Source organism: Chloroflexota bacterium, assembly GCA_026706485.1.
Classification (GTDB): Bacteria; Chloroflexota; UBA11872; order UBA11872; family UBA11872; genus JAJECS01.
In genome coordinates, this window is the sequence record JAPOYR010000002.1 from 134,436 (window position 1) to 160,804 (window position 26,369).

The following is a 26,369-nucleotide window of genomic DNA, read 5'->3' on the forward strand; positions in this document are numbered from 1 at the left end:
GTGCGCGCGGCGGTCATCGTCTTTCCGGGCAGCAACTGCGACACCGACACGCACCATGCGCTGACGGAAGTGATGGGGGTGCGGACTGATCTCGTCTGGCACGCCACGCCGTCGCTGGACGGCTACGACCTGGTGATCCTGCCGGGCGGATTCAGCTACGGGGACTACCTGCGCACCGGCGCGATGGCGGCGCAGGCCCGTGTGATGCGCGCCGTGCGCGAAGCGGCCAACCGCGGCGTGCCGGTGCTCGGCATCTGCAACGGTTTCCAGATCCTGCTCGAATCGGGCTTGCTCCCCGGCGCGATGCTGCCCAATTCCTGCGTGGAGTTCCGTTGCGAGTGGGTGCACGTGCGGGTGGAGACGCGCCGCACGCCGTTTACGGAATCGGCCGACGTGGGCCAGGTCCTGCGCATGCCCATCGCGCACGGCGAAGGCAACTACGTCGCCGACGCCTCCACGCTCGACGCGCTGCACGACAACGACCAGGTCGTCTGGCGCTACACCGACGCCGACGGCAGCCGCACGGCGGAGGCCAACCCCAACGGCTCGGTCGGCGACATTGCCGGCATCTGCAACGCTCAAGGCAATGTGGTTGGGCTCATGCCCCACCCCGAGCGCTGCAGCGAGACCGCGCTCGGCGGCACCGACGGGCGCATGGTGTGGGAGTCCGTGCTCGCTCGCGTGACCGCGTGACCGCACCCACCGATCGCGCCGTCCCGGACGACGCCACGCTGCGCGAAGTCGCGCTGACGCGCGACGAATTCCACCACGCCTTCGACCTGCTCGACCGCGCCCCGAATGCGGTGGAGCTGGGAATCATTGGCGGCATGTGGAGCGAGCACTGCGGCTACAAGCACTCGCGCCCGCTGCTGCGCCGCTTTCCCGGAACGGGGCCGCAGGTGCTGATCGGCCCCGGCGAGGAGAACGCCGGCGCCGTCGACATCGGCGACGGGCTGGCGATCGTGATGAAGGTCGAGAGCCACAACCACCCGAGCGCGGTCGAGCCGTTTCAGGGCGCGGCCACCGGGGTGGGCGGAATCCTGCGCGACATCTTCACCATGGGTGCCCGGCCCATTGCCATCCTGGACAGCCTGCGCTTCGGCTCGCTCGACGACGCCCGCAGCCGCTTCCTGGCAAACGGCGTGGTCGGCGGCATCGCCTGGTACGGCAACTGCGTGGGCGTGCCCACGGTCGGCGGAGAGATTCAGGTGGCGCCGTGCTACGCGGGTAATCCGCTGGTCAACGCCATGTGCGCGGGGCTGATTCGCCACGAAGACCTGACCAGCGCCGCCGCCTCGGGACCGGGCAATCCCCTGATTTTGGTCGGCACGGATACCGGGCGCGACGGCATTCACGGCGCCACGTTCGCGTCGGTGGAAGACCCGGAGGCCTCTCACCGAGGCGTGGTGCAGGTCGGCAACCCCTTCATGGAAAAGCTGCTGCTCGAGGCATGCCTGGAAGCGCTGACGACGGGCGGCGTGGCCGGCTTGCAAGACCTGGGAGCGACCGGTCTCACCAGCGCCACCATCGAAGCCGCGGAACGCGGCGGCTGCGGCGTCACCATCGACGTGGCGCGAGTTTCGCGACGCGCCGACCGCATGACGCCCTACGAAGTTATGTTAAGTGAGAGCCAGGAGCGCATGCTGGTCGTGGCGCACGCCGGGCGCGAGGACGACGTCCGCGCCGTCTTCACCAGGTGGGGACTGCACAGCGACGTCATCGGTCACGTGGCCGAGGGGCAGGACGTGCGCGTCACCGAGGGTTCGGTCGACGTGGCGCAGCTTCCAGTGTCGATGCTGGTCGATGCCCCGACCTACGAGTTTCCGGTCGAGCGACCGGCCTACCTCGACGACGTGCAGCAGCTCGACGTCGAGGACGTGCCCGAGCCGGAGGATCTCTCTCAGACCTTCCTCAGAATGCTGGCTTCGCCCAACATCGCCAGCCGGCGCGGCGTCTACCGCCAATACGACCACATGGTGGGCACGCACACGATCGGACCGCCCGGAGGCGACGCGGCGGTGATGCGCATCAAGGGAACCGACCGCGCGATCGCGCTGTGCACCGACGGCAACGCGCGGCATTGCTACCTGGACCCATTCCACGGCGGCGCCATGGCGGTCGCAGAGGCCGCGCGCAACGTGTCCTGCACCGGCGCCACGCCGCTCGCGATCACCAACTGCCTCAACTTCGGCTCGCCGGAAGACCCCGCGGTCTACTACCAACTGGCGCGCGTGATCGACGGCATGACCGCGGCCTGCGAAGCGCTCGGCACGCCGGTGGTCAGCGGCAACGTGAGCCTCTACAACGAATCCGGCGACCAGGCCATCTGGCCGACGCCGGTGGTCGGCATGCTCGGCCTGCTCGAACAGGCCGACACGCACTGCGGCACTGGGTTCGGCGCGGCGGGCGACATTGTGGGATTGCTCGGCGACGGGCCGCCGGCGCTCGACGGCAGCGAGTACCTGGCGGTTGTCCACAGTCAGGTCGCCGGAGCGCCAACCATCGATCTCGACGCCGAGGTGGCCGTTCAGTCTTTGCTCCGCGAGCTGATCCAGACCGGGCTGCTGGCGTCGGCCCATGACTGCAGCGACGGAGGCCTGGCCGTGGCCGTCGCCGAGAGCGCCTTCGCGGGCGGCATCGGCGTGAGACTCGAAGTCGATCCATCGGCCGAGCGAGACGACGTGGCGCTTTTTGGCGAAGCTCCGTCCCGAATCGTGATCAGCGCCAAGGCCGCGGCGTGGTCCGACGTCGAACGACGCGCGGCCGCGGCGGGCGTCTCCGTGCGCGCGCTGGGCCACGTTGGCGGCGACCGGCTGCGCATCGGTCGCATCGACGTGGCGCTCGACGACGCTCACCGAGCATGGGATCAGGGCCTGGATGCCGCACTCGCCGGACGCGAGCCGAACGGTTAAGATGCGGCAGGGAGGCACTCCGGGGTAGCCCCGCTGGCATTCACGCGCTCCAGTCCACGCGGGCCGACGCCGTCCAACGCACCGGCGCCGGCGAGGTTCCGAGTCCCATCGCACCCTCTCCCGATGTACGAACCGGCTGCCCCATTGGGGCTGCCTAACCTGCGCGAAGCCTGCGGCGTCGTGGCGGTCTATGGCCCCGACGCCGACGTCGCCGCCCTTGCCTACGTGGGGTTATACGCCGTCCAACATCGGGGGCAGGAAGGCGCGGGCATCACCCTGGGGAACGGCGAGGACCTCTACACCGTCAAGGACGAGGGGCTGGTCTCGCAGGTGTTCCGCGGCGACATCCTGGCGGAAGCCCACGGGCATCTCGCGATCGGGCACTGCCGCTACTCCACCAGTGGCTCGAACACCACACAGAACATTCAGCCAGTACTGCAAGCGACCGAGTTGGGGCCGATATCGGTGGCCCACAACGGCAACATCGTCAACGCCTTGCACCTGCGGGACGCCAACGGCGAAGCGGGCTATCACACCACTGCCACGTCCGACACGGCCGTCATCGCGCAGGCAATTGCCGGCGCGCCCGGCGCCAGCGTGTTCGAGCGGGTGTGCCACACGGTGCCGCGGCTTCAGGGCTCGTTCTGCCTGGCCGTGGCGACCCCCAGCGAAATCATCGTGGCGCGCGACTCCATGGGCAACCGCCCGCTGTGTCTCGGCTCAATCGACGGCGCGTGGATTGTCACCTCGGAAACGTGCGCCCTGGACGCGGTGGGCGCCGAGTTTGAGCGAGAAATCGAGCCGGGCGAGGTCTTGGCCATCGGCGCCAACGGCCTGAGGTCTCAGCACGCGACGCCGCCGCACCGCCACGCCCTCTGCGCCTTCGAGTACATCTATTTCACGCGGCCCGACTCGTCCCTCAGGGGCGAATTGGTCCACTCCGTGCGCCGCGAAATGGGACGCCGGCTCGCGCTGCAGAATCCGGTGGACGCGGACCTGGTGGTGGGCGTGCCGGACTCGGCCATCGCCGCCGCCACTGGGTACGCCGAGGCGAGCGGCCTGCCTTATGCCGACGGCTTCCTGCGCAACCGCTACATCGGGCGCACGTTCATCGAGCCGTCCACCGAGCTGCGCAAGCTCTGGGTGCGCCTCAAGTACAACGCGCTGCCCAGCGTCACGCGCGGCAAACGCGTGGTCATGGTCGACGACAGCATCGTGCGCGGAACATCGCAGCACCAGCTGGTGGACCTCCTGCGTGACCGAGGCGGCGCAAGCGAGGTTCACGTCCGCATCACCGCCCCGCCGATCCGCTGGCCCTGCTTCCTCGGCATCGACATTCCCGACCCCGACGAGCTGATCGCGCACGAGCGGCCGGTGGCGGACGTCTGCCAGGCCATTGGCGCCGACAGCCTGGACTACCTCAGCATTCCGAATTTGGTGGCCGCCACCCGCCAGGCGCACGGCGAGCTGTGCCTGGGATGCTTCACCCGCGACTACCCCATCGACGTGCAGCTGGCCTTCGACAAGTTCGAGCTCGAGCGGCCAACCGAGCTCCAGACCGCGCCGGTGTTCCCTCGGCAGGCCGCGATGTTTCCGCTGGAGGAGTCCGAGGCCGATCCCGCCGAGAACGGCGCATGAGCACGGCGCCGCGCTCGGCCTATGCGGACGCCGGCGTCGACCTCGACCACAACGACTCGCTGAAAGCCGCCCTGCGGACCGCCGTGGCCAGCACGTCGGACGATGCGTCGTTGCCGGGATTTGGAGCCTTTGCCGGTGGCCTGCGGCTGCCTGCGGATCTGAGCGACCCGGTGCTGCTGGCGAGTACGGACTCGCTGGGCACGAAGCTCCTGCTCGCGTTGGATTGGGACCGTCCGGAGCTTGCCGGCGGCGACATCGTGCGCCACTGCATGAACGACCTCGCCGTGCAGAACGTGCGCCCGCTGGCGTTTCTGGACTACGTGGCGGCGGCGCATCTTGAGCGCGACGTGGTGACGCGATTGGTGCGCGGCATCGCCCAGGCCTGCCGCGCCGAGGGCGTGGCGCTCATCGGCGGGGAGTCGGCGCAGTTGCCCGACACCTATCGGTCCGGGGCCTATGACCTCGCCGGCACCGTCATCGGCGTCGCCGAGCAGGCCGACCTCGCAAGTCCCGACAATATTCGCGAGGGTGACGTCTGCGTGGGGCTGCCGGCGGCGGGTCCGCACACCAACGGCTACAGCCTGGTCCGACGCGCCCTGGAGCGCGGGAATCCCATGGCGCCGCTCGGCGAGACCACCGTGATCGAGGCTGCGCTCACGCCCCACGAGTCCTACGTGGCTGCGCTGCTCCGGGCCTTCCAGGTTCCCGGCGTGCACGCGGCCGCCCATATCACCGGCGGCGGACTCATTGACAACCTGCCGCGCGTGCTGCCGGACGGGCTCGCGGCGCGGCTGTCGCCCGCGGCGTGGGCGATTCCGCCGCTGTATGCGTGGATTCAGAAAACCGCCGACGTCACCACCGACGAGATGTATCGGGTCTTCAACATGGGCGTCGGCGTGATCGTCGTGTGCCGGCCCGATGCCGGCGCAACGCTGCTGGCCGAGCTACCCGGCGCATTCGCGGCCGGGACGGTAGCGCCGCGGGACGGCGCGGCGGTGGAGCTCATCGACGCGTGATGCGGCTCGGCATCATGGCCTCGGGTCGCGGGTCCAACGCCCGCGCGATTCTGGAGGCCGTTCGGGACGGTCGGCTGCGCGCGGAAGTGCCGGCGCTGGTGTGCAACCGGGCAGGCGCCGGAGTGCTGGACACCGCCCGAGACTTCGGCGTGCCCGCTCACCTCATCGTCCGCGGCGATTTTCCGACGCGCACGGCGCAGCAGCGGCGGATGCTGGAAGTCCTGCAACACGCGCGGGTCGACACCATCGCGCTCGCCGGGTTCAGCGCGATCTTTCGTCCGTTCTTCCTGGAAGCTTTCCCCAACCGGATTCTGAACATCCACCCATCGCTGCTCCCGGCGTTCGGCGGGACGATGGCGCCCAGACCGCAAGCCGACGCCCTGGCCGCAGGCGTGAAGCTCTCCGGCTGCACCGTGCACCTGGTGACGGAAGACCTGGACAGTGGGCCGATCGTGGCGCAGGCGGCCGTATGCGTGCATCCTGACGACACGGTGGACACGCTTTCGGCGCGCATCCTGGAGCAGGAGCACCGCGTCTATCCCGAAGTGCTGCAATGGTTCGCGGACGGACGGGTTCGCGTGCTCGACGGCATCGCGCGCGTCGACCCGCCGGTGGCCACGGCATGAGCGTCCCGCGCGCCCTCCTCGCGGTCGCCGACAAGCGCGGAATCGAACGCCTGGGCGCCGGTTTGCACGCCCTCGGCTGGGAGATCGTGGCGTCGTCGGGCACCGCCCAGGCGCTGCGGGATGCCGGCGTGCCGGTGGTGTCGATTGACGAGGTGACCGGCTGGCCGGAGATGTTCGACGGCCGCGTAAAGACGCTGCACCCGGCGATTCACGCCGGCCTGCTGGCCAGACGCGATCTTGAATCGGACCACGACCAGCTAGCCGAGCATGGGTTGGCGCCCATCGACCTCGTCGCGGTAAACCTCTACCCGTTCGCGGCGACGCTCGCGCGGACGGACGACCATGCGGAGCTCGTCGAGAACATCGACATCGGCGGGCCGGCCATGATTCGCGCCGCCGCCAAGAATCACGCCGGCGTCTGGACCGTCACCGACCCCGACGACTACGACCGTGTGCTGGCCGCGATCAGCAGCGGGAAGGACGGCGCGGATCTGCGGCGCGAGCTGGCGGCCAAGGCCTTCGCGCTCACGGCCTTCTACGACGCGCACGTGGCCGGGTATTTCCAGGCGGAGGCCGGGGACAACTTTCCACGTCGGCTCACGGTGCCGCTACAGAAAGTCCAGGACCTCCGCTACGGCGAGAATCCCCATCAGCGCGGCGCGTTCTACGCCGCGGGAGATCCGGAACTCGGCCACGGCGCGCTCGCGGGCATCGAGCAACTGCACGGTATGGAGCTCTCCTACGTCAACATCCTCGACCTGCAAGCTGCCTGGGCCGCCGCCAACGACCACGACCGGCCGGCCGTCGCTATCGTCAAGCACACCAATTCGTGCGGCCTTGCGGTGCGGGATTCGCTGCGAGAGGCGTATGTGAGCGCGCGCGCTGGCGATCCGCTGTCTGCCTTTGGCGGCATCGTGGGATTCAACCGCGAGGTCGATATTGAGACCGTTGCGGCGATGAAGGGCCACTTCTATCACGTGGTCGTGGCGCCCGGGTACGCCGACGACGCGCTGCGACGCCTGCGCCGGCGCAAGAACCTGCGCATCATCCGCTGGTCCGAACCACCGGACCGGCGCTCGCTGCGCTTCGAGTCCGCGCACGTGTGGGGCCTCGACCGCGGCTATCTGGTCCAGGACCCCGACCGAAGTCCGGGGGAAGACCTCGAAATGCGCTCGGTGTCGGCCGTGCCTGCCACCGACGCGGACGTCGCGGAGTTGCAGTTTGGGATGCGGGTCATTCGCCACGTGAAATCCAACGCGGTCGTGCTCGTCAAGGACGGCATGCTCGTCGGCGTGGGCGTCGGCCAGATGAACCGCGTCGACGCGGTGCGCCATGCCATCACGCACGCGGGAGCCATGGCCGCCGGCAGCTACCTCGTGTCCGATGCCTTCTTTCCCAAGACGGACGGCCCGGAGGAGGCGCTGGCGGCGGGCGTGCGGGCCATTGCGGCGCCCTCCGGCTCAATCGAGGACGACGCCGTCGTCGCCGCCGTAGACGCTCATGGCGGCGTGATGGTGTTCGTGGGCGAACGGCACTTCAAGCATTGAGTCCAGCCGACGCGCGTCCGCTGCGGGTGCTGATGCTCGCCGCCGAATGCACGCCCTACGCCTGGACCGGTGGCCTGGGCGACGTGGTCGGGTCGCTACCGACGGCTCTCCGCAACCTGGGCGCCGACGTTCGAGTCGCGCTGCCGCACTACGGGTCGATCGATCCCGCGGTGCATCCGATCACCGCGAACGGCGCCGCTCTAGAGGTTTCCATGAATGGGGTCGTCGAAGAGGGCGAGGTCGGGCAGGTTGAGCACAGCCCATTCCCGCTGTACCTGATCGGCAGCGACGACTACTTCGCCGACCGGCCCAATCTGTACGGCTACCCCGACGACGGCCATCGGTTCGTGTTCTTCTCGCGCGGCGCGCTAGAGGCCACGCGCACGCTGGGATGGCGTCCGGACGTGGTCCATTGCCACGACTGGCACTCCGGCCTGGTGCCCAACTGGATTCACGCCGCGCGCTCCAATAGAGCGCACGCCGACGGCCCGGCCACGGTGCTGACGATCCACAACCTGGCCTACCAGGGGCATTTCGGCGAAGAGCTGCTGCACGCGGCGGGGCTTGCGGACGGCGAGTTTCCGGAGCACTCCACGGATTCCGAACCTGCGCCGCGGGTGAACTTCCTCGCGCACGGCATTCGCTACGCCGACGCCGTCAATACCGTGAGCGACACCTATGCGCGCCAGATCCTGACGCCGTCCTACGGGGAGGGACTGGACGCGCTGCTGCGTGAGCGCCAGGACGGCATCGCGGGCATCGTCAACGGCATCGACACCGTCACCTTCGACCCGGCCACCGACCCGCAACTGGCGGCCAACTTCAGCGTGCGAGACGTGGCGCCTCGGGCTCGAAACAAGGCCGCGCTGCAGCGCGAGCTCGGGCTGCCGGTCGAGGCCGATGCGCCCCTGCTCGGCATGGTGTCGCGGTTGGCCGATCACAAGGGGCTGGATCTGCTGGCGCCGGTCGTGCCGCACCTCGTGGAGCGCGGCGCGCAGCTCGTGGTGCTCGGCACCGGCGACCCGCGCCACCACGAACTGCTGTCCCAGGCCGCCGGCCGGCACCCCGATCACGTCGCGGTCGCTCTGCGCTTCGACCCGCCGCTCGCGCAGCGAATCTACGGCGGGTCGGACATGTTCCTCATGCCGTCGCGCCACGAGCCCTGCGGCTTGGGCCAGCTCATCGCCATGCGCTACGGCAACGTGCCGGTCGTGCGCGCCACGGGCGGGCTTGCCGACACCGTGGCGGACTTCGATGCGCGTACCCAGCACGGCACCGGGTTCGTGTTTCATCGCTACGATCCCATCGACTTCTTCGGGGCCGTCGCGCGCGCGTTGGAGACTTATCGCTACCCAGACGCCTGGCGCGCGCTCGTGCGCCAGGGCATGTCGCGCGACTCCTCGTGGGACGCCGCGGCGCGCAGCTATCTCGATCTGTACAGCCGTGCGATCGAGAGCCGACGGACCGCCCGGGTCGGCTAAGCCAGCGTCAATCCAGGTTCGGGTTCGAGGGGGTCAGTCGACACCTCGCCGCGCGACAGCCGCCAGGTTCCGGCGACCGCGATCATGCTGGCGTTGTCCACGCAGTGCTTGAGCGCGGGCACGTGGACAGGAACCGGCGCAGCGGCGGTCAACGCCGCGCGCAGCCGAGCATTGGCCGCCACGCCGCCCGTGAGCGTGATCGAGGCGGCGCGCATCTGCCTGGCCGCCCGCACCGTCTTGGCCACCAGGACGTCAACCACGGAAACCTCGAACGCATAGGCCACGTCCGCCACGAATTCGGGATCGTCGATTCCAGCGGCGCCATCGTGTGCCGCACCGATCTGCGCCGCCTCGACCGGTCCCAACTCGTCGTGGACCAACCGCCGCACCGCCGTCTTGAGCCCGCTGAAGCTGAAGTCGCTGGTGCCCGGGAGCCAGGCGCGCGGCAGCTCGAAGGGGGACCCGTCGCGCCCTGCCGCCGCCCGCTGGATGGCCGGACCGCCCGGATAGGACAGGCCGAGCATCCGCGCCACCTTGTCGAACGCTTCGCCGGCGGCATCGTCGCGCGTGCGGCCAATGACGCGGTATTCGCCGGGCGCGGCGCCGTAGACAAGCTCGGTGTGCCCGCCGGACACGATCAGCGTCATCAGCGGAAACTCCGGCGGGTCGCCGTCGTTGAGCCACGGCGAGGCGAAATGGCCTTCCAGGTGGTTTACGGGAATGAGCGGGCGATCCAGGGCAACCGCCAGACCCTGCGCGAATTCCAGCCCAACCAGCAATGAGCCGGGCAGTCCGGGACCTTGCGTGACGGCCAGTCCGTCGAGCTCGCTTGGGTCAACCCCCGCGTCGGAAAGACACGCGTTCCACACGGCATCGATGGCCTCGACGTGGATGCGGGCGGCGGCTTCCGGCACGATGCCGCCCATCGCGGCGTGCGGCTCGATCTGGGTTTGGCTCTTGAGCGCCAACTCCTCGCGTCCCGCCCGCACCACCGCCACGGAGGTGTCGTCGCAGGAGGTCTCGATGGCCGCGACCAGCGGCCCGTTGGCGTCCGTCATAAACGCGACGCCCAGCTGAGGCGCTCGGCGAGATCGCGCTCATTGCGCGTGAGGCGCGCATGGAAGTCCGGCCCGTGGATGGGCTCGCTCCACATGATCAGCGCGTCTTCCCGATCGTCGCTGTAGTAGCGCGGGCGCACGCCATGGTCCACGAAGCCGTATTTGCGATAGAGGTTTTGCGCCGCTTGATTGCTCATGCGCACCTCGAGCGTGATGCGCGTGGCGCCGCGCAGCCGGCTGAGCTTGGCCATCTCGATGATCAGCGCCTCGGCGAACCCGCGTCGGCGGTATTCGGGATCGACCGCGATGGTCGTGATATGCGATTCGTCGATCATGAGCCACATTCCACCGAACGCGACGACGTCGATGCCCGGCGCCGGGGCGCGCGGCCACAGGTTGAACGGGAACCGTCGCGGCGGAAGTGGCGGCGGCGGCTCCACGCCGGGGCGGCGCGCCACGAAGTACCACGCCCGCTGATTGTTCAAAATCTCCCGTCGATATGAGTCGCGCGGCCACGGAACGGAAAATGACGCCTGCTCGATGCGGCGCACCTGGGGCAGGTCATCGAGCTGCATCGGCTCGATCACGATCTCCGGACCGTCGGTGCGACCGTCAACCATGGCCGGCGGCAGGCATATAGATAGGCCGTGCCACTTCCACGCCAACGATCGACGGATCGCGCTCGCCCGCCAGGCAGCCGACGGCATATGCGACCTCAACGGGCTGAATGCGTTGCAGCCGCAAACCGGCGGCGAGGATTCCCTCCGCCGTGCCGTCGTCCACGTCACCGGCCACGGTCACGCCTGCTCCAAGCTGTGCCGCAAGCTCGGGCGCGCCAATGGCGGGAGTAGGCGGCGCGCCCTGCCCACCGGTCCAGCAATAGACGCGGCCACGGCCGGCGGGAATGACGATCGGCCCGCGGTGTCCGCCGGCGGCGCGAGCCACGGCTGCCGCGGACCGCACGCCGACGAACGGCACGCCCAGTCCGGTCGCCAGGCCCTTGGCAAACGCCACGCCGGCGCGCAGTCGCGCATAGCGTCCCGGCCCCATCGCCCCGGCGACCGTAGTCAGGCGCCCACGCAATTCCCGGAGGGGCAGGTTCCGGCCCGCGACCACGGCGCGCAGGCCGTTGCCGAGCGGCGTCTGCGCGGTGTCGCCCTGCCACGACGCCAGCACATCGTCCCCGTGCAGCAGCGCCATGGCGGGCGCGGAGCCTGTGGTGTCCATCGCGAGTACCATCGTCATCGCGCCGCCATCCGTGCCCCCACGGCCGCGAGGAGTTCCCGACTGCGAGGTCCACCGGCTGAGAGCGTCAGCGTGCGCCGGTTCGTCGACTCGGCCTGGATCGCCACGAGCAAGCAGTCGTCGGGCATTCGATCACCGGCTCGTTCGGACCACTCGACCGCCGTCACCGCCGGTTCGTCGAGCAGGTCCTCCCAGTCGATCGAGTCCAGGTCGAGCGCGCCCGCCAGGCGGTAGAGATCAACATGCTGCAGCCGCAACCGGCCCGACACATAGACCGACACGAGCACGTAGGTCGGCGATGTCACGCCTTCCGCGACGTCAAGCCCCTGGGCCATGCCCTGGGCGACCACGGTTTTGCCCGCGCCCAGCTCGCCATGGAGCGCGACGAGGTCTCCCGGCCGCGCGCACCGACCAATGGCAACGCCGACGGCCCGCGTAGCGTCAGGCCCGTCCGAGACCATTTGGGTGCGGGCAAGCGTACGGAACGTCAAGGCGCGCTCCACGAAAGGCGGCGGCGATGAGCCTGCGCGTCGCCATGATCGCGCCGACGGGCTTCTTCGCGGACTACGGGTGTCACGTGCGGATCCTGGAGGAGGCCCACGCACTCCAAGCGCTGGGCCACGCCGTCACAATTTTTACCTATCCGACCGGCACAACGCCGGACGGACTGCGCGTGGTGCGCCTGCCGGCGTTTCGCCGTCGGTCAGACGCGCACGTCGGCTCGCACCGGCGCAAGCTGCTGCTCGACCCGCTGCTGGCTGGATTGGTGCTCGCTCGCGGCCTGCGTCAACCCATTGACGTGGTGCACGGCCACCTGCACGAAGGCGCCGCGATTGGCTGGCCGCTGGCTCGCGCGCGTCGGGTGCCGCTGATCCTGGACTATCAGGGAAGCCTGACCAGCGAGATGGTCGACCATCGATTCCTCTCGCCGGACGGCCCCGGCGTACAGATATTCGGGGGAATCGAGCGCGTAATCGAGGCCGTGGCCGACTGCATCGTCACGAGTTCGGCGTTTGCCCGAGACCAGCTTGCCGCGCGTAAGTCGTGGTCGGCAGACCGAATCCTCGGCGTCCCCGACGGCGTTGACGTCGGGCGGTTTCGCCCGCGAGCGCCGGACGATGCCCCCGACCTGGCCGCGCTGCGCCGGCAACTCGGCATTCCGCCGAGCCGGCTGGTCGTCGGCTACCTGGGCCTGCTCGCGGAATACCAGGGCACCGGCGACCTCATCCGCGCCGCGCGCCTGGTCGTGGACGCCGAGCCGGGGACGCATTTCCTGATCATGGGCTACCCGAATGCCGCGGAGTACGAGCAGGCGGCCAGGCAGGCGGGCCTGGCCGAGCACGTGACGTTCACGGGCCGGATTCCCTATGCCCAAGCCCCGGCGCACCTGCGGCTCTGCGACCTGGCCGTCGCGCCCAAGCGGTCGGAAACGGAAGGCAACGGCAAAGTGCTCAACTACATGGCCACCGGCCTGCCGACCGTGGCCTACGCGCGCGGAGTGGCCGCCGAGTTCCTGGGGCCGGGGGCCCGGCTGGCCGAGCGAGGGTCGGTGTCGGCGCTCGCCAGTGAGATCCTGCGCCTGGTGCGAGACGCCGATACGCGCCGGACCTACGGCGAGAACCTGCGGGCGCGCGCCGAGCGAGAGTTTTCCTGGCAGCGGCAGGTTGGCAGGATTCTCGACGTATACGCGTCTGTCGGCGCGGAAGCGCGGCACGACTGATTGCTACCGTAACCCTGACGCCCGCCACACGTCGGAGGGTCGCATAGAGCCTGGGTTGGCGATCGGCCTGGCGGCCGGCTTCGCCTTCGTCATTGCCGCGGGGGGCTCTGCCGCGCTTCGACGTCTGTTGCCGCACTTTCGATCGGCCGAGGTCAAGCGCGGGGCGCACCAGATCGCCACACCGCTCGGCGTGTCCGGCAAGCTGCCGCTCGTGGGCGGCATTGCCGCCGCCGTCGCGGCAGTCGTCGTCGCGGCGCTGTTGTCGGCAGGCCCGGCCGCCTCCAGCGCCTGGTGGGTACTGGTCGTCGCGGCCGGGTTCTTTCTTTTCGGGCTCGCCGACGACCTGCGCAAGACGCGCACCGGGCGCGGCGTGCCCGAGGGCGCCTATCTGGTCATCGCTCTGCTACTCAGCGTCGGCGCGACGGCGCTCCTGGTAGGCCCCGGCGCCCACGCGTCCGGCTCGGCATCGCCCTACGCCATGGCGCACTGGCTGGGATCGGGAGCGCATGTGCCGCTGAGCGTCTGGTACCTGGCGCTAATCCTCGGAACGACGCTGGCGACCAGCTTCAGCGACGGCATGGACGGGCTCACACCGGGCACGGTGGCCATCGCGACGGCCGGCGCCGCGCTCGCGGCCGGGCTCGCCGCCGGCGTCGGCCACGCCGGTTGGCCGCTCAGCGTCGCGGCCATTGCCGCCGGGCTCCTGGTCTGGAATCTGCCTTCGGAGTGGTCGCCGGCCAACCGCGGCGCCAACCGTCGAGCCGGCATCTACATCGGCGACAGCGGCGCCCTGATGCTGGGAGCGGCCTCGGCGGCCGCCGCAATCGTGGCGGGCGTGGACCTGCTGTGGCCGCTGGTCGCGGCGCCCCTGCTGCTGGAAGGCCTCTCGTCGCTGCTGCAAGCCAAGATCCTAGTGCCGCTGTACCGACGCTGGCGTGATCCCCGGCTGCCGGACGGGACGCCGGTTCCACATCAGCAATTCCCGCTGCCGCTGCTGGCGTCGCCGCTGCATTACCACTGGGAAATCGTCGGCCTGAACCGGCAGAAGATCGTGCTGGGGTTTTGGGCCGGCACCGCCGCCACCGCGGGCCTGTGCGTCATTGCGGCCGCGATGCTCGAATCGGCGTGGGCCGCGCTGGCGATAGCCCTCGCCGTGGCGGTGGGCGCGGCGTTCTGGGGCGCCGCCACGTGGACCCGTCCGGCATTCGTCACCGCCGACGGCGACTTCTTGCTGCTGTTTCACGGCCGGCCTATCACGCTGCTTGGATGGCTGCTGGCGCGACGGCGACGCGTGGTGGGCGACGCGGATGCGGTGAGGGCGGCCGCGGACAGGGGCCTTCTTGACCAGCCCATGAACGCCCATCTGCTCAATGCGACGCTCCACGAGCTGCTGGGCGATACGAATCGACCGGCGACGTGAGCACATCAGGCGTGAACGAGGACCTGCGTTCCGGACTGCGCGCAATTCTGGCCGCTCGCGGCCAGGCCGGCCCCTGGACGTGGCGCGCCGTCGCCGCCGACGCACGGCACGAAATCTGGCGCCTTCGCGCCGGAGCCGCGTCGCTCATCGTCAAGGTCTACCGGCCGGGGGCTGACCGTTACTACCACCACCGCTGGCGGCGCGAGGAGCGGGCATTGGACCTGCTGAGCCGCCAGGCGCCGGGATTGGCGCCCGAGCCACACGGGGCTCTGCTAGCGTCCGACGCATTCGCCGCCGTGGCCATGGAAGACCTGGGATCGGAGTCCTTGGCCCAAGTGCTCGAAAGGGCGGACTCGGACGAGCGCGCAAGCTTGCTGGCGCGCGCCGTCGAGGCGCTGGCCGCATTCCGCGACGTGGCATCGCGCCACCAGGGCATGCTGCGGGCTCTGGCCTATCAGAGCGATCTGGACCGCATCACGCGCGACACGCTGCGGCGACGCCTCGCCATCGCCGCGGTTCGGCTCCGCGATCCGCTGACCGCGCCGGAGCCCGACGCGGCGCCGCGTGCCCTAGCACCGGGGTTGCCGTGGCGAGACCTCGAGGCCGGCATCGTCAGACTGCTAGTCCGCGCGCCGCGGCGGGTGGTGCACAACGGCTTCTCGCCGCTCAACCTGATGCCGCGTCCCGACGGACGGCTGGCGGTCATCGACTGGGAAACGCTGGCGGCGGCGGCACCGGCACTGGACGCAGCCGACCTCCTCACGTTTCCGAGTTTCGGCCTCTCGGCCAACGCCATCGAGGACGAAGCGGCCCGGCTTGCCGACGCGTCGGACGCCGCCGGTCCAATCCAGGTGTTTTGGGCCGCCGCCGCCGAGCGCAGCTTGACCTACGCCGCCACCGCCGCCGTGCGCGAGCGCCGCGCACAGGCGGCGTCGCAATCCGACCGGGCATCGACCTACGCCGCTCGACGTCGGTGGTATCTCGGCATTTTTGACGACGCCCTGGAGCGCCTGCATCTGGACGATGCCGCGCGCCGTCGCATCCGCGACGCATTGGCCGGGCACCACGGCTGATGTTCACCCTGGCGGACGTGGCCGCCGCCGCCGAGCAGCCGGTCCCACGCGGCGCCGACGATCTCGTCATGACTGCCGCGCACTTCGACAGCCGCCGCATCCAACCGGGCATGCTGTTCGTGGCGCTCCCCGGCGCGCGCGTGGACGGCCACGACTTCATCGGCAACGCCTTCGCCCGCGGCGCCGCGGCGGTGCTGTGCGCCAGGCCCGACCCGGATCAACCCATTGAGCGTCAGGTCATTGCCGCGGAGCCGCAGACTGCATTTGAGCGCCTGGCGGGCGCGTTGCGCTCGCGCTCGTCGGCGACGTTCGTGGGCGTCACGGGCAGCAACGGCAAGACGACCACGAAGGAAGCCGTGGCCGCGGCCCTTGGCGCCGCCGGCCCCACCCTTTCCACCGACCGAAGCGAGAACGCCGAGGTGGGCGTGCCGGCCACCCTGTCGCGGTTGGCGCCCACGCACCGCTACGCGGTTGTCGAGATAGGCGCCCAGGTTGTGGGGGAGATCGCCCACTACTGCAGCTACGCGAAGCCCGATGCCGGCATCATCACCTCCATCGCCGGCGCGCACCTGGGGCTGTTCGGCTCGATGGAGGCCATTGCCACGGCCAAGGGCGAGCTCTTTGAGGCCCTCCCGGAAAACGGGCCGGCCATCGTCAACGCCGACGACCCTTGGACCGAGTCCCTTCGGCGACGCGCGCCGGGACCGGTGGTGTCGTTCGGCCGGTCGGACGCGGCGGACGTGCGGGTGAGCGGCGAGCTTCGGACCGATCCTCCAGGCACCCGCGTGCACATCACGGCCGGGAGCTTTGCCGACAGCGTTGACGTTCCCGGCACGGCGGGCGCCATCGATCTGGCTTTCGGCGCGGCGTTGGCGGCGACCCAGGCGCTGGGGGTGGATCCCGCGACGGCCTGCCGGGGGTTGCGCGAGTTTCGGCCCGCGCCGCACCGCATGCGGCTCCAGGCGCTACCGGGCGGCGGACTGCTGCTCGACGACACCTACAACGCGAACGCCGCCTCGATGAAGGTCGCCCTGGACACGCTTCACGCGGTGTCGGTTCCGGGACGCCGGATCGCCGTGCTGGGCGATATGTTCGAGCTTGGCGGCTTTGCCGCAGCCGCCCATCAGCAGGTGGGACGGGATGCCGCCACCGTGGATCGGTTGCTCTGCGTCGGCGCGCTGGCCGCCGATATTGCTTCGGGAGCTCGCGCGGCGGGCCTGCAAGCCGTGGACCTGATTCCCGCGGATACGGAGGACTCCGCGTCGATCGCGGCGGCCGTGGACGCGGCGGCTGCGTGGCTTCGGCGAGAGCTGGCAGCCGGCGACGCGGTGCTGCTGAAAGCCAGCAACGGCATGGGCTTCGCCCGCCTGCCGGAGGCGGTAACGGAAGCCCCGCAGCTCTCCTCCGGCTGAGTCAGCCCCCGGCGCGTTTGGCCTTGCGCGCCTCTTCGCGAGCCTGCTCGGCGCGGTAGTTGGAGATCCAGCTCATGGAATATTCATCGCGGCCGCGGATCAGGTTGGCGGCCAGCACCGCGTGGCGAATCTCCTTGTGCGTCATATCCAGGATCGCCGCGGTTAACCCGGCCTCCATGGCCATGAGCAGGGTCGCCGCGTTGAGGGAACGTCGGGCCGGCAATCCGAATGACACGTTGCTTAGCCCGATGGACATATTCAGGTCGTCCTCGCGGTGCAGCGTGCGAATCGCGCCGAGCAAGCCGGGGCCGAAGACATCATTGGCCCCAACCGGCAAGCACACCGGGTCAATGACGATCCGGTCGGCGGATATGCCGTGCTCCGCGGCGCTGGCCACCAGCGCGCGCGCGTTCTCGACCCGTTCCTCCGCCGTCTCCGGCATGGCGGCGCCGCCCTTGGTGCACATCCCGATCATGCAGGCGTCGTGCTCGGCAATCGCCGGGAGCAACTCCTGCATGTAGTCCGCCTCGAATGGGACGGAGTTCACCAGCGGGCGTCCCCGCGCGACCTCCAGACCGACCAGCAGCACGTCGATGGTGTACGAGTCGATCGACACGGGCACCTCGACCACGTCCTGCACCGCGCGCACGGCATCGCGCATCTTGCGCGCCTCGATCTCGTGGTGCGGGTCGCCCGTGTTGACGTCGATGACCTTGGCGCCCGCCGCGACCTGTCGCGTCGCGTCGCGCTGGACGTAGGTCCAGTTGCCTTCGTCGTAGGCGCGCTGGAGCCGTGGCTTGTTGGTGGGGTTGAGGCGCTCGCCGATGGGCACGAAGGCCTCATCCGGGCTGATCACCACTTCCAGGCCGTCACGGCCGCGAAGAACCGTACGCACGAAACCTCGACTAACGACGTGGGCGCGGCACCCTGGCATGAGGCGTGCGCAAAGGAGTAGTTGAGCATACGAACGGCGCGGCAGCCTGGCAACGCGTCCAGAACTGCGAAGCCCAGCTTCTACAGATTCGTCATTCCCGCGGAGGAGCGATTCCCATCTCGGCTCGCCCGCCGTCCGCCGGAGCGCCCGCGCGATAGATCGCATCCGCCATCGCCAGCGCGCGCCTGGTGGCCGCCACGTCGTGGACCCGCACCATGTCCGCGCCGTTGGCCACCGCGATCACCGCGGCGGCCAACGAACCCTCCAGCCGCTGATCGGCCGGCAGTCCCAGCACGAAGCCGACGAACGACTTCCGCGACACGCCCACCATGAGCGGGGCCCCAAGCGCCTTGAGTGCTGACATTCCCCGGAGCAGGTCGATGTTCTGCTCGGGCGATTTGCCGAAGCCAAAGCCGGGATCGAAGAGCAGGCGTTCATGCGGAATGCCGGCGCCTTGCGCCCGGTCGAGCAGTCGCTCGCCGTCGCGGTACACGTCGCGCACCAGGTCGTCATAGGCAACGGCTTCGACATGCGGGCCGATTGCGGAGCGCCGCACGTTGCCCCGACGATTGTGGGTGACGACGAAGACGGCCCCGGCCTCGGCGGCGACATTGAGAATCTCGGGATCGTGCGTGCCGCCGGTCACGTCGTTCACCATCGCCGCACCCATTCCGAGCGCCGCGCGCGCCACGGCGGCCTTGCGCGTGTCGATGGACAGCGGCATGTCCGGCGCACGGGAGCGAAGGGCCTCGAGCGCCGGGGCGACGCGTCGAATTTCCTCGTCCACCCAGACCTCCGCCGCACCGGGCCTCGTGGATTCGCCACCCACGTCAATGACGTCGGGCGCCTCCTCCAGCAGCGCGTCAATCCGGCCTTGCAACGCCTCGGCATCGTTCGCCACGCCATCGCCGCTGAAGGAGTCCGGGGTCACGTTCAGCACGCCCATCACGAACGTGCGCGCGCCCCACTCGAGAACGCGAGTGCCGAGCCGCAGCGCGCCGCGGACCACGGCCGGGTCATTCACGTCGGTCGCGCGACATCGCCTTTGGACATGTGACGCACGGTCTTGCCGGAATCGGCGAACGTCCGCATGACCTCCGGCTTGCCGTAGGTCCAGACGATGCGCATCGCCTCCGCGCCCTCGTTCCAGAACCGGTGATGCGAGCCCTCGGCGATCCAGATGTGATCGAACGGCCGGAGTTTCAGCACCTCGCCGTCCACCGAGCACATCGCTTCGCCTTCCACGCAAGTGATGCACTCCTCGGTGTCGTGGAAGTGCATGGGCAGGCCCGCGCCGGGCTCCATGATGGTCATGCCGGACGAGACGTTCTGTGAGCCGCGATCGCCGTTCATCAGCGGGATGCTTCGGACTCCGGATCCGCGATCGAAAACCTGCGCGTCGCTCTCTCGAATCACGACCTTGGGCATCTACTTCTCCCTGCAACGCGCCGGCGCACGCCGGCGCAGCGTCCTTACGCTACCCCACTCGGACCATGTTCGGCGTGGTAGCTTCGGCGACGACAGTGGACGCCTTGAGCCCCACTCGCCCGAGGAAGGCTGCACCATGCCCAAGGTGGCCATGATCGGCGCCGGCAGCACCGTCTTCGCCACGCGCCTGATCGGCGACATGCTGACCTATCCGGAGCTGGCCGACTCGACGATCACGCTCGTCGACGTCGACCAGAAGCGGCTGGCCACCACCCAGGCCCACGCCGAGCGGGCGGTCCAGCAGCTCGGCGCCGGCATGCGCATCGAAGCCCCGGCCACCAGGCGCGAGGCGCTGGAAGACGCGGACTACGTGATCGTGATGGTGATGATCGGCGGCGTGGCGCCATTCGAAGTCGACATCCAGGTGCCCGCCCGATTCGGCATCGACCAGACGGTCGGCGACACGCTGGGTCCCGGCGGGGTGTTCCGCGGCCTGCGGACCATTCCGTTTCTGCTGGAGCTCGCCGACGAGATGGAAGAGGTCTGCCCCGACGCGCTGCTGCTCAACTACGCCAACCCCATGGCCATCAACTGCTGGGCCATGAACGCCGCGACCGACATCGAGACCATCGGCCTCTGCCACAGCGTGCAGGGCACCGCCCGGCAACTGGCCGGGTACTGCAACATCCCCGCCGACGAGGTGACCTACTGGGTCGCGGGAATCAATCACATGGCCTGGTTTTTGCGATTCGAGCATCAAGGCGAAGACGCCTACCCGCGCATTTGGCAGGCCAGCGAAGACCCGGACATCGTGGCGCAGGACCCGATTCGCTTCGACATGTTCAAGCACTTCGACTATTTCGTCACCGAGTCCAGCAACCACATGTCGGAGTACATCCCCTACTACCGCAAGAACGCCGACCTCATAACCCAATACATTCCCGAAAAGTGGGACTACCCGAGCTTCTGGCCCATGGCTCGCGAGGCATCGCAGGAGAAGGTCAGAAAGCAGCTGTCCTCGACGGAGCCGCTGGACCTCTCCCGCAGCCACGAGTACGGCGTGCAGATCATTCACGCCATCGAGACCGACCGGCCGCTCCGCGTGAACGCCAACGTGGAGAACACCGGCCTCATCACCAACTTGCCGGCAGGCGCCTGTGTCGAGGTCCCCTGCCTGGTGGACAAGACCGGCGTGCAGCCGTGCCACGTGGGCGACCTGCCGACGCAGCTTGCCGCGCTGAATCTCTCCAACATCAGCGTGCAGGAGATGTGCGTGACGGCAGCCCTCGCCGGCGACCGCCGCATGGCGATGCAAGCCGTGCTGTTGGACCCCCTGACGGCCGCCATCCTCACCCCGGCGGAGATCGAGCGAATGGTCGAGGAAATGCTCGACTCGCAAACCGACTACCTCGACTACCTGCAGTAAGTGCCAGGGCCGATGTCGCCGTCCTCCGTCCCCCGAGTCAGGAATCACCCATGATCATTGACGCGCACACCCACATCTTCGACCGCTCGGTTGGCGGCGCCAGCGAGAACTTTCCGCTCTGGCCCGGCAACCGCTGGGGCGCAAGCGCCCCGGACTTGATCGAGCAAATGGACCGGGCCGGCATCGACAAGGCCTTCATCATCAGCTATACGGCCGTCGACGTAATGGCCCACTACCGGCCCGAGGAGCGCGACCACAAGCTCGCCGTCTTCCAGCACTATCTGACCAAGGAATACTTCGTGCGGATGTGGCGGCAACATCCGGACCGGTTCGTGTGGATCTCGGATTCCATCGACCCGCGAGTCCCCGGCTACGTCGAGCGGGCGGCGGCGGACCTCGACCTCGGGGCAGCCGGCCTCAAGCTGCTGCCGCTCTTTGTCGACACCGAGATGGGCGATCCCCGCTGGCGGCCGATCTTCGAGCTGCTGCGCGACCGAGGCAAGCCCTGCATCATCGACATCTCGTGGTGGTACGCCCATTTCCCGTGGTTCGCGCCGAGCGTCCTCGGAAAGTACGCCTCGTTCACGGAGTACGTGAAGGGCTTCGGCGAGCTGGTGGCCGACTTCCCCGAGGTCGGGATCCAGCTGGCCCACTACGGCACGCCCGCGCTGCGAGACCGCGACAATCCGTCGGCGCCGTTGCGCTACCACCTGCTCGACGAGGTCATCGAGTTCATGCTGGCCTACCCGAATCTCCATTGCGATTTGGGGGCCTATCAGCACGTGATCGGCGCCGACGAACCGTATCCCTACATGAGCGCGCTGACGATCCTTGAAATCCTGGTGGCCGGCATCGGGACCGACCGCATTCACTGGGGCACCGACTGGCCCTACCTGGGCGTGCAGCCCTACGAGAACCTCATCCGCGCCATCCGCGAGGCGCCGTTCCTCGACCAGGATGGGGCTGACAAGATCCTGGGCCTGAACGCGCAGCGATTCGTCGGAGCCTAGACCTCGGCCCTGTCGAATCCGGTCAGGGCAGCGACGCCTCGATCACCCGCAGCATGTTGCCGCCCAGAATCTTCAGGGTCTCGTCCTCCGTGTAGCCGCGCTCCAGCAACGCCACCGTCACGTTCGGCAGCGTGCTGGTGTCCTCGAAGTCCTTGGCCCAGGTGAAGTCGTCCTCGGCAATCCGCTGATTGAAGCTCACGTTGCGGGTTCGCTGGGTGCCGTCCAGGAGGTAGTCGGGGCCGAGGCCCACGCTCTCGATCCCGCCCGCGTCAACCAGGTAGTCGATGTGCGTCAGCACGTCGTCGATGGTGGCGTGGCCGCTGTCGAGCAGCACCCGCGAGCAGAAGTGGACGGCGGCCACGCCGCCGTTGTCCGCGAGGTCCTTGATCTGATCGTCCCAGAGCAACTGGGTGCTCCTGGGGTTGAGCTCGCGCGCGCCGGTGTGGGAGTTGATGACGGGTCGGTCGGTCATGGCCAGCACGTCGGCAATCGTGGCGACCGACGAGTGCGACACGTCGAGCAGCATCCCCAAGGCGTTCACTTCGGCCACGACGTCGCGGCCAAACGCCGTCAGGCCCGGCTCGTCGGTGTCCGACTGCGCCGTTCCCACCTGGTTGCGGGTGGCCCAATGCAGCTGCAAGTGGCGCATACCGAGGCGGTAGAAAACCCGAAGTGCCGCCAGGCTCCCCTCCAGCAGCTTGGCGCCTTCGGCGCCCAGGATCAGACCCAGGCGGCCGGTGCGCTTGGCCTCCTGGATATCGGCCGCGCGGCGAACCACGAAGACCTTGTCAGGCATGGTCTCGATGGTGGCGAAGATCTCGTCGTAGGCCCCCATGGCATCGCGCATAAAGCCCTCGGTGCTGTAGAGCGACCGCTCGAATTCCGCCCGGCTGTCCGAGAAGGCCCGCCCGGACACCGTGGCCTGCACCACCTTGGCCGTCACGCCGCCGGCAATGTCCCGCCGCAAGTCCTCCGCCCGCACCATGTGGTCGTGCGCCAGCACCACCAGCGCGCGCTCGTGCAGGGCATGCCCGGCCGATTCTTGTGTCTGCACGCGTCCGCTACCCCATCTGACTGAACCCATCCCGCGCCGCCAACGATACCCCTAATGCCCTCGAGTCCCGGCGCCATTCCAAGTCGAGCCGAAACGGCGCTGCGTGGTAGCCTCGCGCCCACCAAACTTCCGGTGCAAGCGGCGCCGTTGAAGACTGCGCAACACATTCGGGCCATGCCCCCTGTGGGTTCGCGGCTGCTCGCCAGCCAGGTGAAGGCCGCCCGCCGCCGGGGCGTTGACGTGCTGCCGCTGATGCCCTACGCCGAGCGGGCCCTGTCGCCGGAAGCGATCGAGGCGGTGGTGCGCGAAATACGTCGCAACCGCGAGGCCCCTTCGCGCGGCCTGCCGGAGCTCCGTGAGGTCGTGGCGGACTGCATCGGCGGCGAAATCGGCCAGCCGGTCGACCCCGAGGCCGGGGTGCTCATCACCAACGGCTCGATGCAGGCGCTCAACCTGGTGTTTCGCGCGATCCTTGACCCCGGCGACGAGGTAATCATCCCCGCGCCCTGCTATTTCTTCGGCGGCTGCGTGGAAATGGCCGGCGGCCGCCCGGTCCACGTGCCCATGGACGAGGCCGCGGAATACGCCTGGGACGTCGAGTGCATCGCCGCCGCCGTCACGCCGCGCACCGTGGCCATCGTCGTCAACACCCCGGTGAATCCCACCGGCGTGGTGCTGGAGAGCGACACGCTGCGCGCCATTGTCGACCTGGCCGAGCGCCACGATCTGCTGATCGTGTCGGACGAGTCGTACGACACCATGGTCTATGACGGACGCCGGCACGTGAGTTGCGCGAGCATCGGGAACGCCGCCTCGCGCACGGCACTGATCCGCAGCTTCACCAAGAGCTACGCCATGCCCGCATGGCGAGTGGGATATATTGTCGGCCCCGCAAGCGTCATCGACGCATGCACCAAGGCGATGGAATGGGAACAGCTCCACGGCAGCCACGTCGCGCAAGCCGGAGCTGCCGCCGCCGTGCGGAACCCGGCGTATCCGGGGGACAGCATGGCCCGGGAATTCCAGCGGCTGCGCGACGTGATCCATCCCTTCGTGGCGCCCGACCGTCCGCTGCACGCCCTGAAGCCGGCCGGGGGGCCATTCGTGTTCATCAATGTGTCCGAAGCGTTCGACTCATCCACGCAGGCGTCGGCCGCCTTGCTGGAGGCCGGAATCCCGACCACCGCGGGACACTTCTGCCGGTCCGACCGGCACGTGCGCATGGCATTCGGTGCGTCGCCGGAAGTCCTGCGCGAAGCCGGGCGCCGCATTGCCGAGGTCGTCGCGGCCACCACCAACGGTCAACCAGTTCGAGCCGAGCAAGCAGCGAATAGGAGGGCCGTACTCAGCAGGACGTAGTCGAGGAACACATTTAGTCGAGATCAGTCCGCTAGGACGTTCCTGGACATGGGCTGATCTGAGACGGGGAGGATGTTTGTGACAGCGAAACGAGCACTATCGAAGGCGCTCAGCCGCCGGATGATTCTGCGTAGCGGAGCCGCGGCCGTCGCGGGCGGCGTCGGCGCTGCCGCGCTCGCCGCGTGTGGCGAGGCTGAGGTTGTCGAAAAGACGGTGACGGTAACCGTCACCGAGGTCAAGGAAGTCGTCAAGGAAGTTCCGGTCGAGACGGTCGTCACCAAGGAAGTCGTCAAGGAAGTTCCGGTCGAGACGGTCGTCACCAAGGAAGTCATCAAGGAAGTTCCGGTCGTCGAGGTCAAAGAGGTCGAAGTCGAGAAGGTCGTAACCCAGGAGAAGGTCGTCGAGGTCCAGGTCGAGAAGGTCGTCGAGCGGGAGAAGGTCGTCGAGGTCATGGCCCAGAACCCCAAGGCCGACAGCCTCGTGATCGCGAATCCTCAGACGCAGAAGGTCGACGACCTCGATGGGTCGCAGGTCTACGAGTTCCAGACCAAGATCCACGCCTTCTGCACGTCGGAGAGCCTGCTGCTCTACGACTATCAGACCCAGACCCTGAAGCCGCGCCTGGCCGAAAGCTGGGAAGTGGCGCCCGACGCCACGTCGGTCACCTTCACGCTGCGTGAAGGCGTCACCTGGCACAACGGCGACCCGTTCACGCCGGAAGACGTGGTCTTCAACTTCAACCGGATCTTCCGGGACGACGATCCGTACCACGCCGAGGGCACCTTCTACTACAACGGGTTCGCGCAGCCGTTCTACGGCGACACCGAGGTGCTGGACGGCCGCACGGTGCGCGTGAACTTGACGCAGCCCGACGCGCTGGCGGCGGAGAAGTTCGGCGCGCTGGACAGCTCGTACATGGCCCATCCGCCCAGCGTGATGGAGCATGGCAACCGCGAGTACTCCACCGACCCGGACAAGTACGTCGGCACGGGGCCCTACATCCCCGTGGAGGTGCGACCAGCCGAATTGGTGCGCATGGTACGCAACGAGAACTGGTGGGGCCCCCAGCCCGACTTCAAGGAGCTGATCTTCCGGATCTTCCCGGGTGGGGCGGCCGGCGCGGACGCGCGGGTGAACGCGCTGCTCGCCGGCGAAGTCGACGTGGCGCTGTACACGCCGGCGACCCGTCGCAACGATCTGTTCCGCACGCCCGGCATCGGCGCCAAGTGGTTCCCCAACTTCGTGCTGGGGTACTTCTACATCAACCACACGTTCCCGCTGTTCCAGGACAACCGGGTGCGGCAGGCCGTGGCGCGATCGTTTGACCGCGTCAGCTACTACGAGGCCACCGCCGGCCCAACCGTGCTGCCGTGGGGCAGGTTCTGGTTCCCCGGCTCGCCGTATCTGAACGACGCGGCGGAGCTGGACTACGACCCGGCGCAAGTCGCGTCGTTGATGCAGGACGCCGGCTTCTCCATGGGCGGCGACGGCGTATGGGCCAACGGCGACATGCGGGCCGAGTTCAAGATCCAGTACCGGGGCGACCCGGGCGCGCCTCCGGACCGCGAGACGTTCTGGATGCAGGGCTTGAACGACCAAGGGTTCTCCGTGGAGCTGGAGGCCTGGGACCCGGCCATCGGCGCCGACTTCGATAACGGCCCCTTCGCCCAGCAGAATCTGCACTTGGGCGGCTGGGGCGTCGGCGTATTCCTGGGCGACCCGGCCTTCGCCTATCAGCGTTGGACGGCGGGCGATCTCTTTTCCCGCAGCTACATGGACAACGCTGAGATGAACCAGCTCTACCAGGACATCCTGGTCGAGGCCGACGCCGACAACCGGACGTCGAAGGTGCATCGGATGCAGGAGATCGCAGCCGATCAGGTCGCCTGGATTCCGGCCACGGTATCCACGCTTGGTGCGGCCTGGCGGGAGGAGAAAGTCACCAACGTGACCTCGGGTGCGACCCAGTACAGCTACCCGTGGCTGTACAAGGTGGCGCCTGTTTAGGAG

Annotated in this window: 23 protein-coding genes; 15 read left to right on the forward strand and 8 right to left on the reverse strand. The window is 68.8% G+C overall.

Translation table 11 applies throughout. The annotated features are described in order from the left end of the window. The 7 genes from purQ to OXG79_01005 all read left to right on the forward strand — a co-directional run bounded on the left by purQ (nt 1) and on the right by OXG79_01005 (nt 9,220). Nucleotides 1–693 (forward strand): phosphoribosylformylglycinamidine synthase subunit PurQ, encoded by a 693-nt coding sequence (purQ, locus tag OXG79_00975; GenBank protein MCY3782340.1) that lies wholly within the window; start codon nt 1–3, stop codon nt 691–693. Then, the gene (purL, locus tag OXG79_00980; GenBank protein MCY3782341.1) at nt 690–2,912 is read left to right on the forward strand and encodes a phosphoribosylformylglycinamidine synthase subunit PurL; all 2,223 of its coding nucleotides are present in this window, start codon (nt 690–692) and stop codon (nt 2,910–2,912) included. The genes purQ and purL overlap by 4 nt, the downstream gene beginning before the upstream one ends. Before the next feature lie 144 nt (nt 2,913–3,056). Further along, nucleotides 3,057–4,550, forward strand: a complete 1,494-nt coding sequence (purF, locus tag OXG79_00985) for an amidophosphoribosyltransferase (protein ID MCY3782342.1) — start codon at nt 3,057–3,059, stop codon at nt 4,548–4,550. Beyond that, nucleotides 4,547–5,566 (forward strand): phosphoribosylformylglycinamidine cyclo-ligase, encoded by a 1,020-nt coding sequence (purM, locus tag OXG79_00990; GenBank protein MCY3782343.1) that lies wholly within the window; start codon nt 4,547–4,549, stop codon nt 5,564–5,566. The genes purF and purM overlap by 4 nt, the downstream gene beginning before the upstream one ends. Continuing rightward, entirely contained in the window at nt 5,566–6,192 is a 627-nt protein-coding gene (gene purN / locus OXG79_00995; protein ID MCY3782344.1) for a phosphoribosylglycinamide formyltransferase, read from the forward strand. The genes purM and purN overlap by 1 nt, the downstream gene beginning before the upstream one ends. Continuing rightward, nucleotides 6,189–7,739, forward strand: a complete 1,551-nt coding sequence (gene purH, locus OXG79_01000) for a bifunctional phosphoribosylaminoimidazolecarboxamide formyltransferase/IMP cyclohydrolase (protein ID MCY3782345.1) — start codon at nt 6,189–6,191, stop codon at nt 7,737–7,739. Before purN ends, purH begins: the two co-directional genes overlap by 4 nt. Next, nucleotides 7,736–9,220, forward strand: coding sequence for a glycogen synthase (locus tag OXG79_01005; GenBank protein MCY3782346.1), 1,485 nt, complete (start codon nt 7,736–7,738; stop codon nt 9,218–9,220). The genes purH and OXG79_01005 overlap by 4 nt, the downstream gene beginning before the upstream one ends. Here the strand turns inward: OXG79_01005 and tsaD are convergent. The 4 genes from tsaD to tsaE are packed head-to-tail and all read right to left on the reverse strand — an operon-like array spanning nt 9,217 to nt 12,014. Next, nucleotides 9,217–10,278, reverse strand: coding sequence for a tRNA (adenosine(37)-N6)-threonylcarbamoyltransferase complex transferase subunit TsaD (gene tsaD / locus OXG79_01010; GenBank protein ID MCY3782347.1), 1,062 nt, complete (start codon nt 10,276–10,278; stop codon nt 9,217–9,219). The genes OXG79_01005 and tsaD overlap by 4 nt on opposite strands. Then, on the reverse strand, nt 10,275–10,898 hold the full coding sequence (gene rimI, locus OXG79_01015) for a ribosomal protein S18-alanine N-acetyltransferase (GenBank protein ID MCY3782348.1): 624 nt from the start codon (nt 10,896–10,898) through the stop codon (nt 10,275–10,277). The genes tsaD and rimI overlap by 4 nt, the downstream gene beginning before the upstream one ends. Beyond that, nucleotides 10,891–11,523, reverse strand: coding sequence for a hypothetical protein (locus OXG79_01020; protein MCY3782349.1), 633 nt, complete (start codon nt 11,521–11,523; stop codon nt 10,891–10,893). Before OXG79_01020 ends, rimI begins: the two co-directional genes overlap by 8 nt. After that, nucleotides 11,520–12,014 carry a tRNA (adenosine(37)-N6)-threonylcarbamoyltransferase complex ATPase subunit type 1 TsaE gene (tsaE, locus tag OXG79_01025; GenBank protein MCY3782350.1) on the reverse strand — a complete coding sequence of 165 codons (495 nt, stop codon included), beginning with the start codon at nt 12,012–12,014 and terminating at the stop codon, nt 11,520–11,522. Before tsaE ends, OXG79_01020 begins: the two co-directional genes overlap by 4 nt. A 26-nt stretch (nt 12,015–12,040) precedes the next feature. Between tsaE and OXG79_01030 the strand changes: the two genes are divergently transcribed. Genes OXG79_01030 through OXG79_01045 form a run of 4 tightly spaced genes read left to right on the forward strand, consistent with a single transcriptional unit; the run spans nt 12,041 to nt 17,148 of the window. Continuing rightward, entirely contained in the window at nt 12,041–13,243 is a 1,203-nt protein-coding gene (locus tag OXG79_01030) for a glycosyltransferase family 4 protein (protein ID MCY3782351.1), read from the forward strand. A 55-nt stretch (nt 13,244–13,298) separates the two neighbouring features. After that, on the forward strand, nt 13,299–14,663 hold the full coding sequence (locus tag OXG79_01035) for a hypothetical protein (protein MCY3782352.1): 1,365 nt from the start codon (nt 13,299–13,301) through the stop codon (nt 14,661–14,663). After that, nucleotides 14,660–15,736 (forward strand): aminoglycoside phosphotransferase family protein, encoded by a 1,077-nt coding sequence (locus OXG79_01040; GenBank protein ID MCY3782353.1) that lies wholly within the window; start codon nt 14,660–14,662, stop codon nt 15,734–15,736. The genes OXG79_01035 and OXG79_01040 overlap by 4 nt, the downstream gene beginning before the upstream one ends. Further along, nucleotides 15,736–17,148 carry a UDP-N-acetylmuramoyl-tripeptide--D-alanyl-D-alanine ligase gene (locus tag OXG79_01045; GenBank protein ID MCY3782354.1) on the forward strand — a complete coding sequence of 471 codons (1,413 nt, stop codon included), beginning with the start codon at nt 15,736–15,738 and terminating at the stop codon, nt 17,146–17,148. The genes OXG79_01040 and OXG79_01045 overlap by 1 nt, the downstream gene beginning before the upstream one ends. A 1-nt stretch (nt 17,149) precedes the next feature. Here OXG79_01045 and OXG79_01050 read toward each other — a convergent pair whose 3' ends face one another. The 3 genes from OXG79_01050 to OXG79_01060 form a co-directional block, all read right to left on the reverse strand. Further along, nucleotides 17,150–18,043 carry a dihydropteroate synthase gene (locus OXG79_01050; protein ID MCY3782355.1) on the reverse strand — a complete coding sequence of 298 codons (894 nt, stop codon included), beginning with the start codon at nt 18,041–18,043 and terminating at the stop codon, nt 17,150–17,152. A 130-nt stretch (nt 18,044–18,173) separates the two neighbouring features. Beyond that, the gene (gene folP, locus OXG79_01055) at nt 18,174–19,106 is read right to left on the reverse strand and encodes a dihydropteroate synthase (GenBank protein ID MCY3782356.1); all 933 of its coding nucleotides are present in this window, start codon (nt 19,104–19,106) and stop codon (nt 18,174–18,176) included. After that, nucleotides 19,103–19,510 (reverse strand): cupin domain-containing protein, encoded by a 408-nt coding sequence (locus OXG79_01060; protein ID MCY3782357.1) that lies wholly within the window; start codon nt 19,508–19,510, stop codon nt 19,103–19,105. Before OXG79_01060 ends, folP begins: the two co-directional genes overlap by 4 nt. A gap of 136 nt (nt 19,511–19,646) precedes the next feature. Here OXG79_01060 and OXG79_01065 point away from each other — a divergent pair, with 136 nt between their 5' ends. Next, nucleotides 19,647–20,936: an alpha-glucosidase/alpha-galactosidase gene (locus OXG79_01065; GenBank protein ID MCY3782358.1), complete on the forward strand. Its 1,290-nt coding sequence runs from the start codon at nt 19,647–19,649 to the stop codon at nt 20,934–20,936. Nucleotides 20,937–20,986: 50 nt separating this feature from the next. After that, nucleotides 20,987–21,946 (forward strand): amidohydrolase family protein, encoded by a 960-nt coding sequence (locus tag OXG79_01070; protein ID MCY3782359.1) that lies wholly within the window; start codon nt 20,987–20,989, stop codon nt 21,944–21,946. Nucleotides 21,947–21,968: 22 nt separating this feature from the next. Here OXG79_01070 and OXG79_01075 read toward each other — a convergent pair whose 3' ends face one another. After that, entirely contained in the window at nt 21,969–23,000 is a 1,032-nt protein-coding gene (locus tag OXG79_01075) for a membrane dipeptidase (GenBank protein ID MCY3782360.1), read from the reverse strand. Between the two features lie 147 nt (nt 23,001–23,147). On the opposite strand from OXG79_01075, the gene OXG79_01080 reads away from it, so the two are divergent. Together OXG79_01080 and OXG79_01085 are read left to right on the forward strand one after the other, a co-directional pair. Continuing rightward, on the forward strand, nt 23,148–24,359 hold the full coding sequence (locus tag OXG79_01080; GenBank protein ID MCY3782361.1) for a pyridoxal phosphate-dependent aminotransferase: 1,212 nt from the start codon (nt 23,148–23,150) through the stop codon (nt 24,357–24,359). A gap of 78 nt (nt 24,360–24,437) precedes the next feature. Next, a complete protein-coding gene (locus tag OXG79_01085) occupies nt 24,438–26,366 on the forward strand; it encodes an ABC transporter substrate-binding protein (GenBank protein ID MCY3782362.1) in 1,929 nt (642 codons plus the stop codon). Nucleotides 26,367–26,369: the final 3 nt, after the last annotated feature.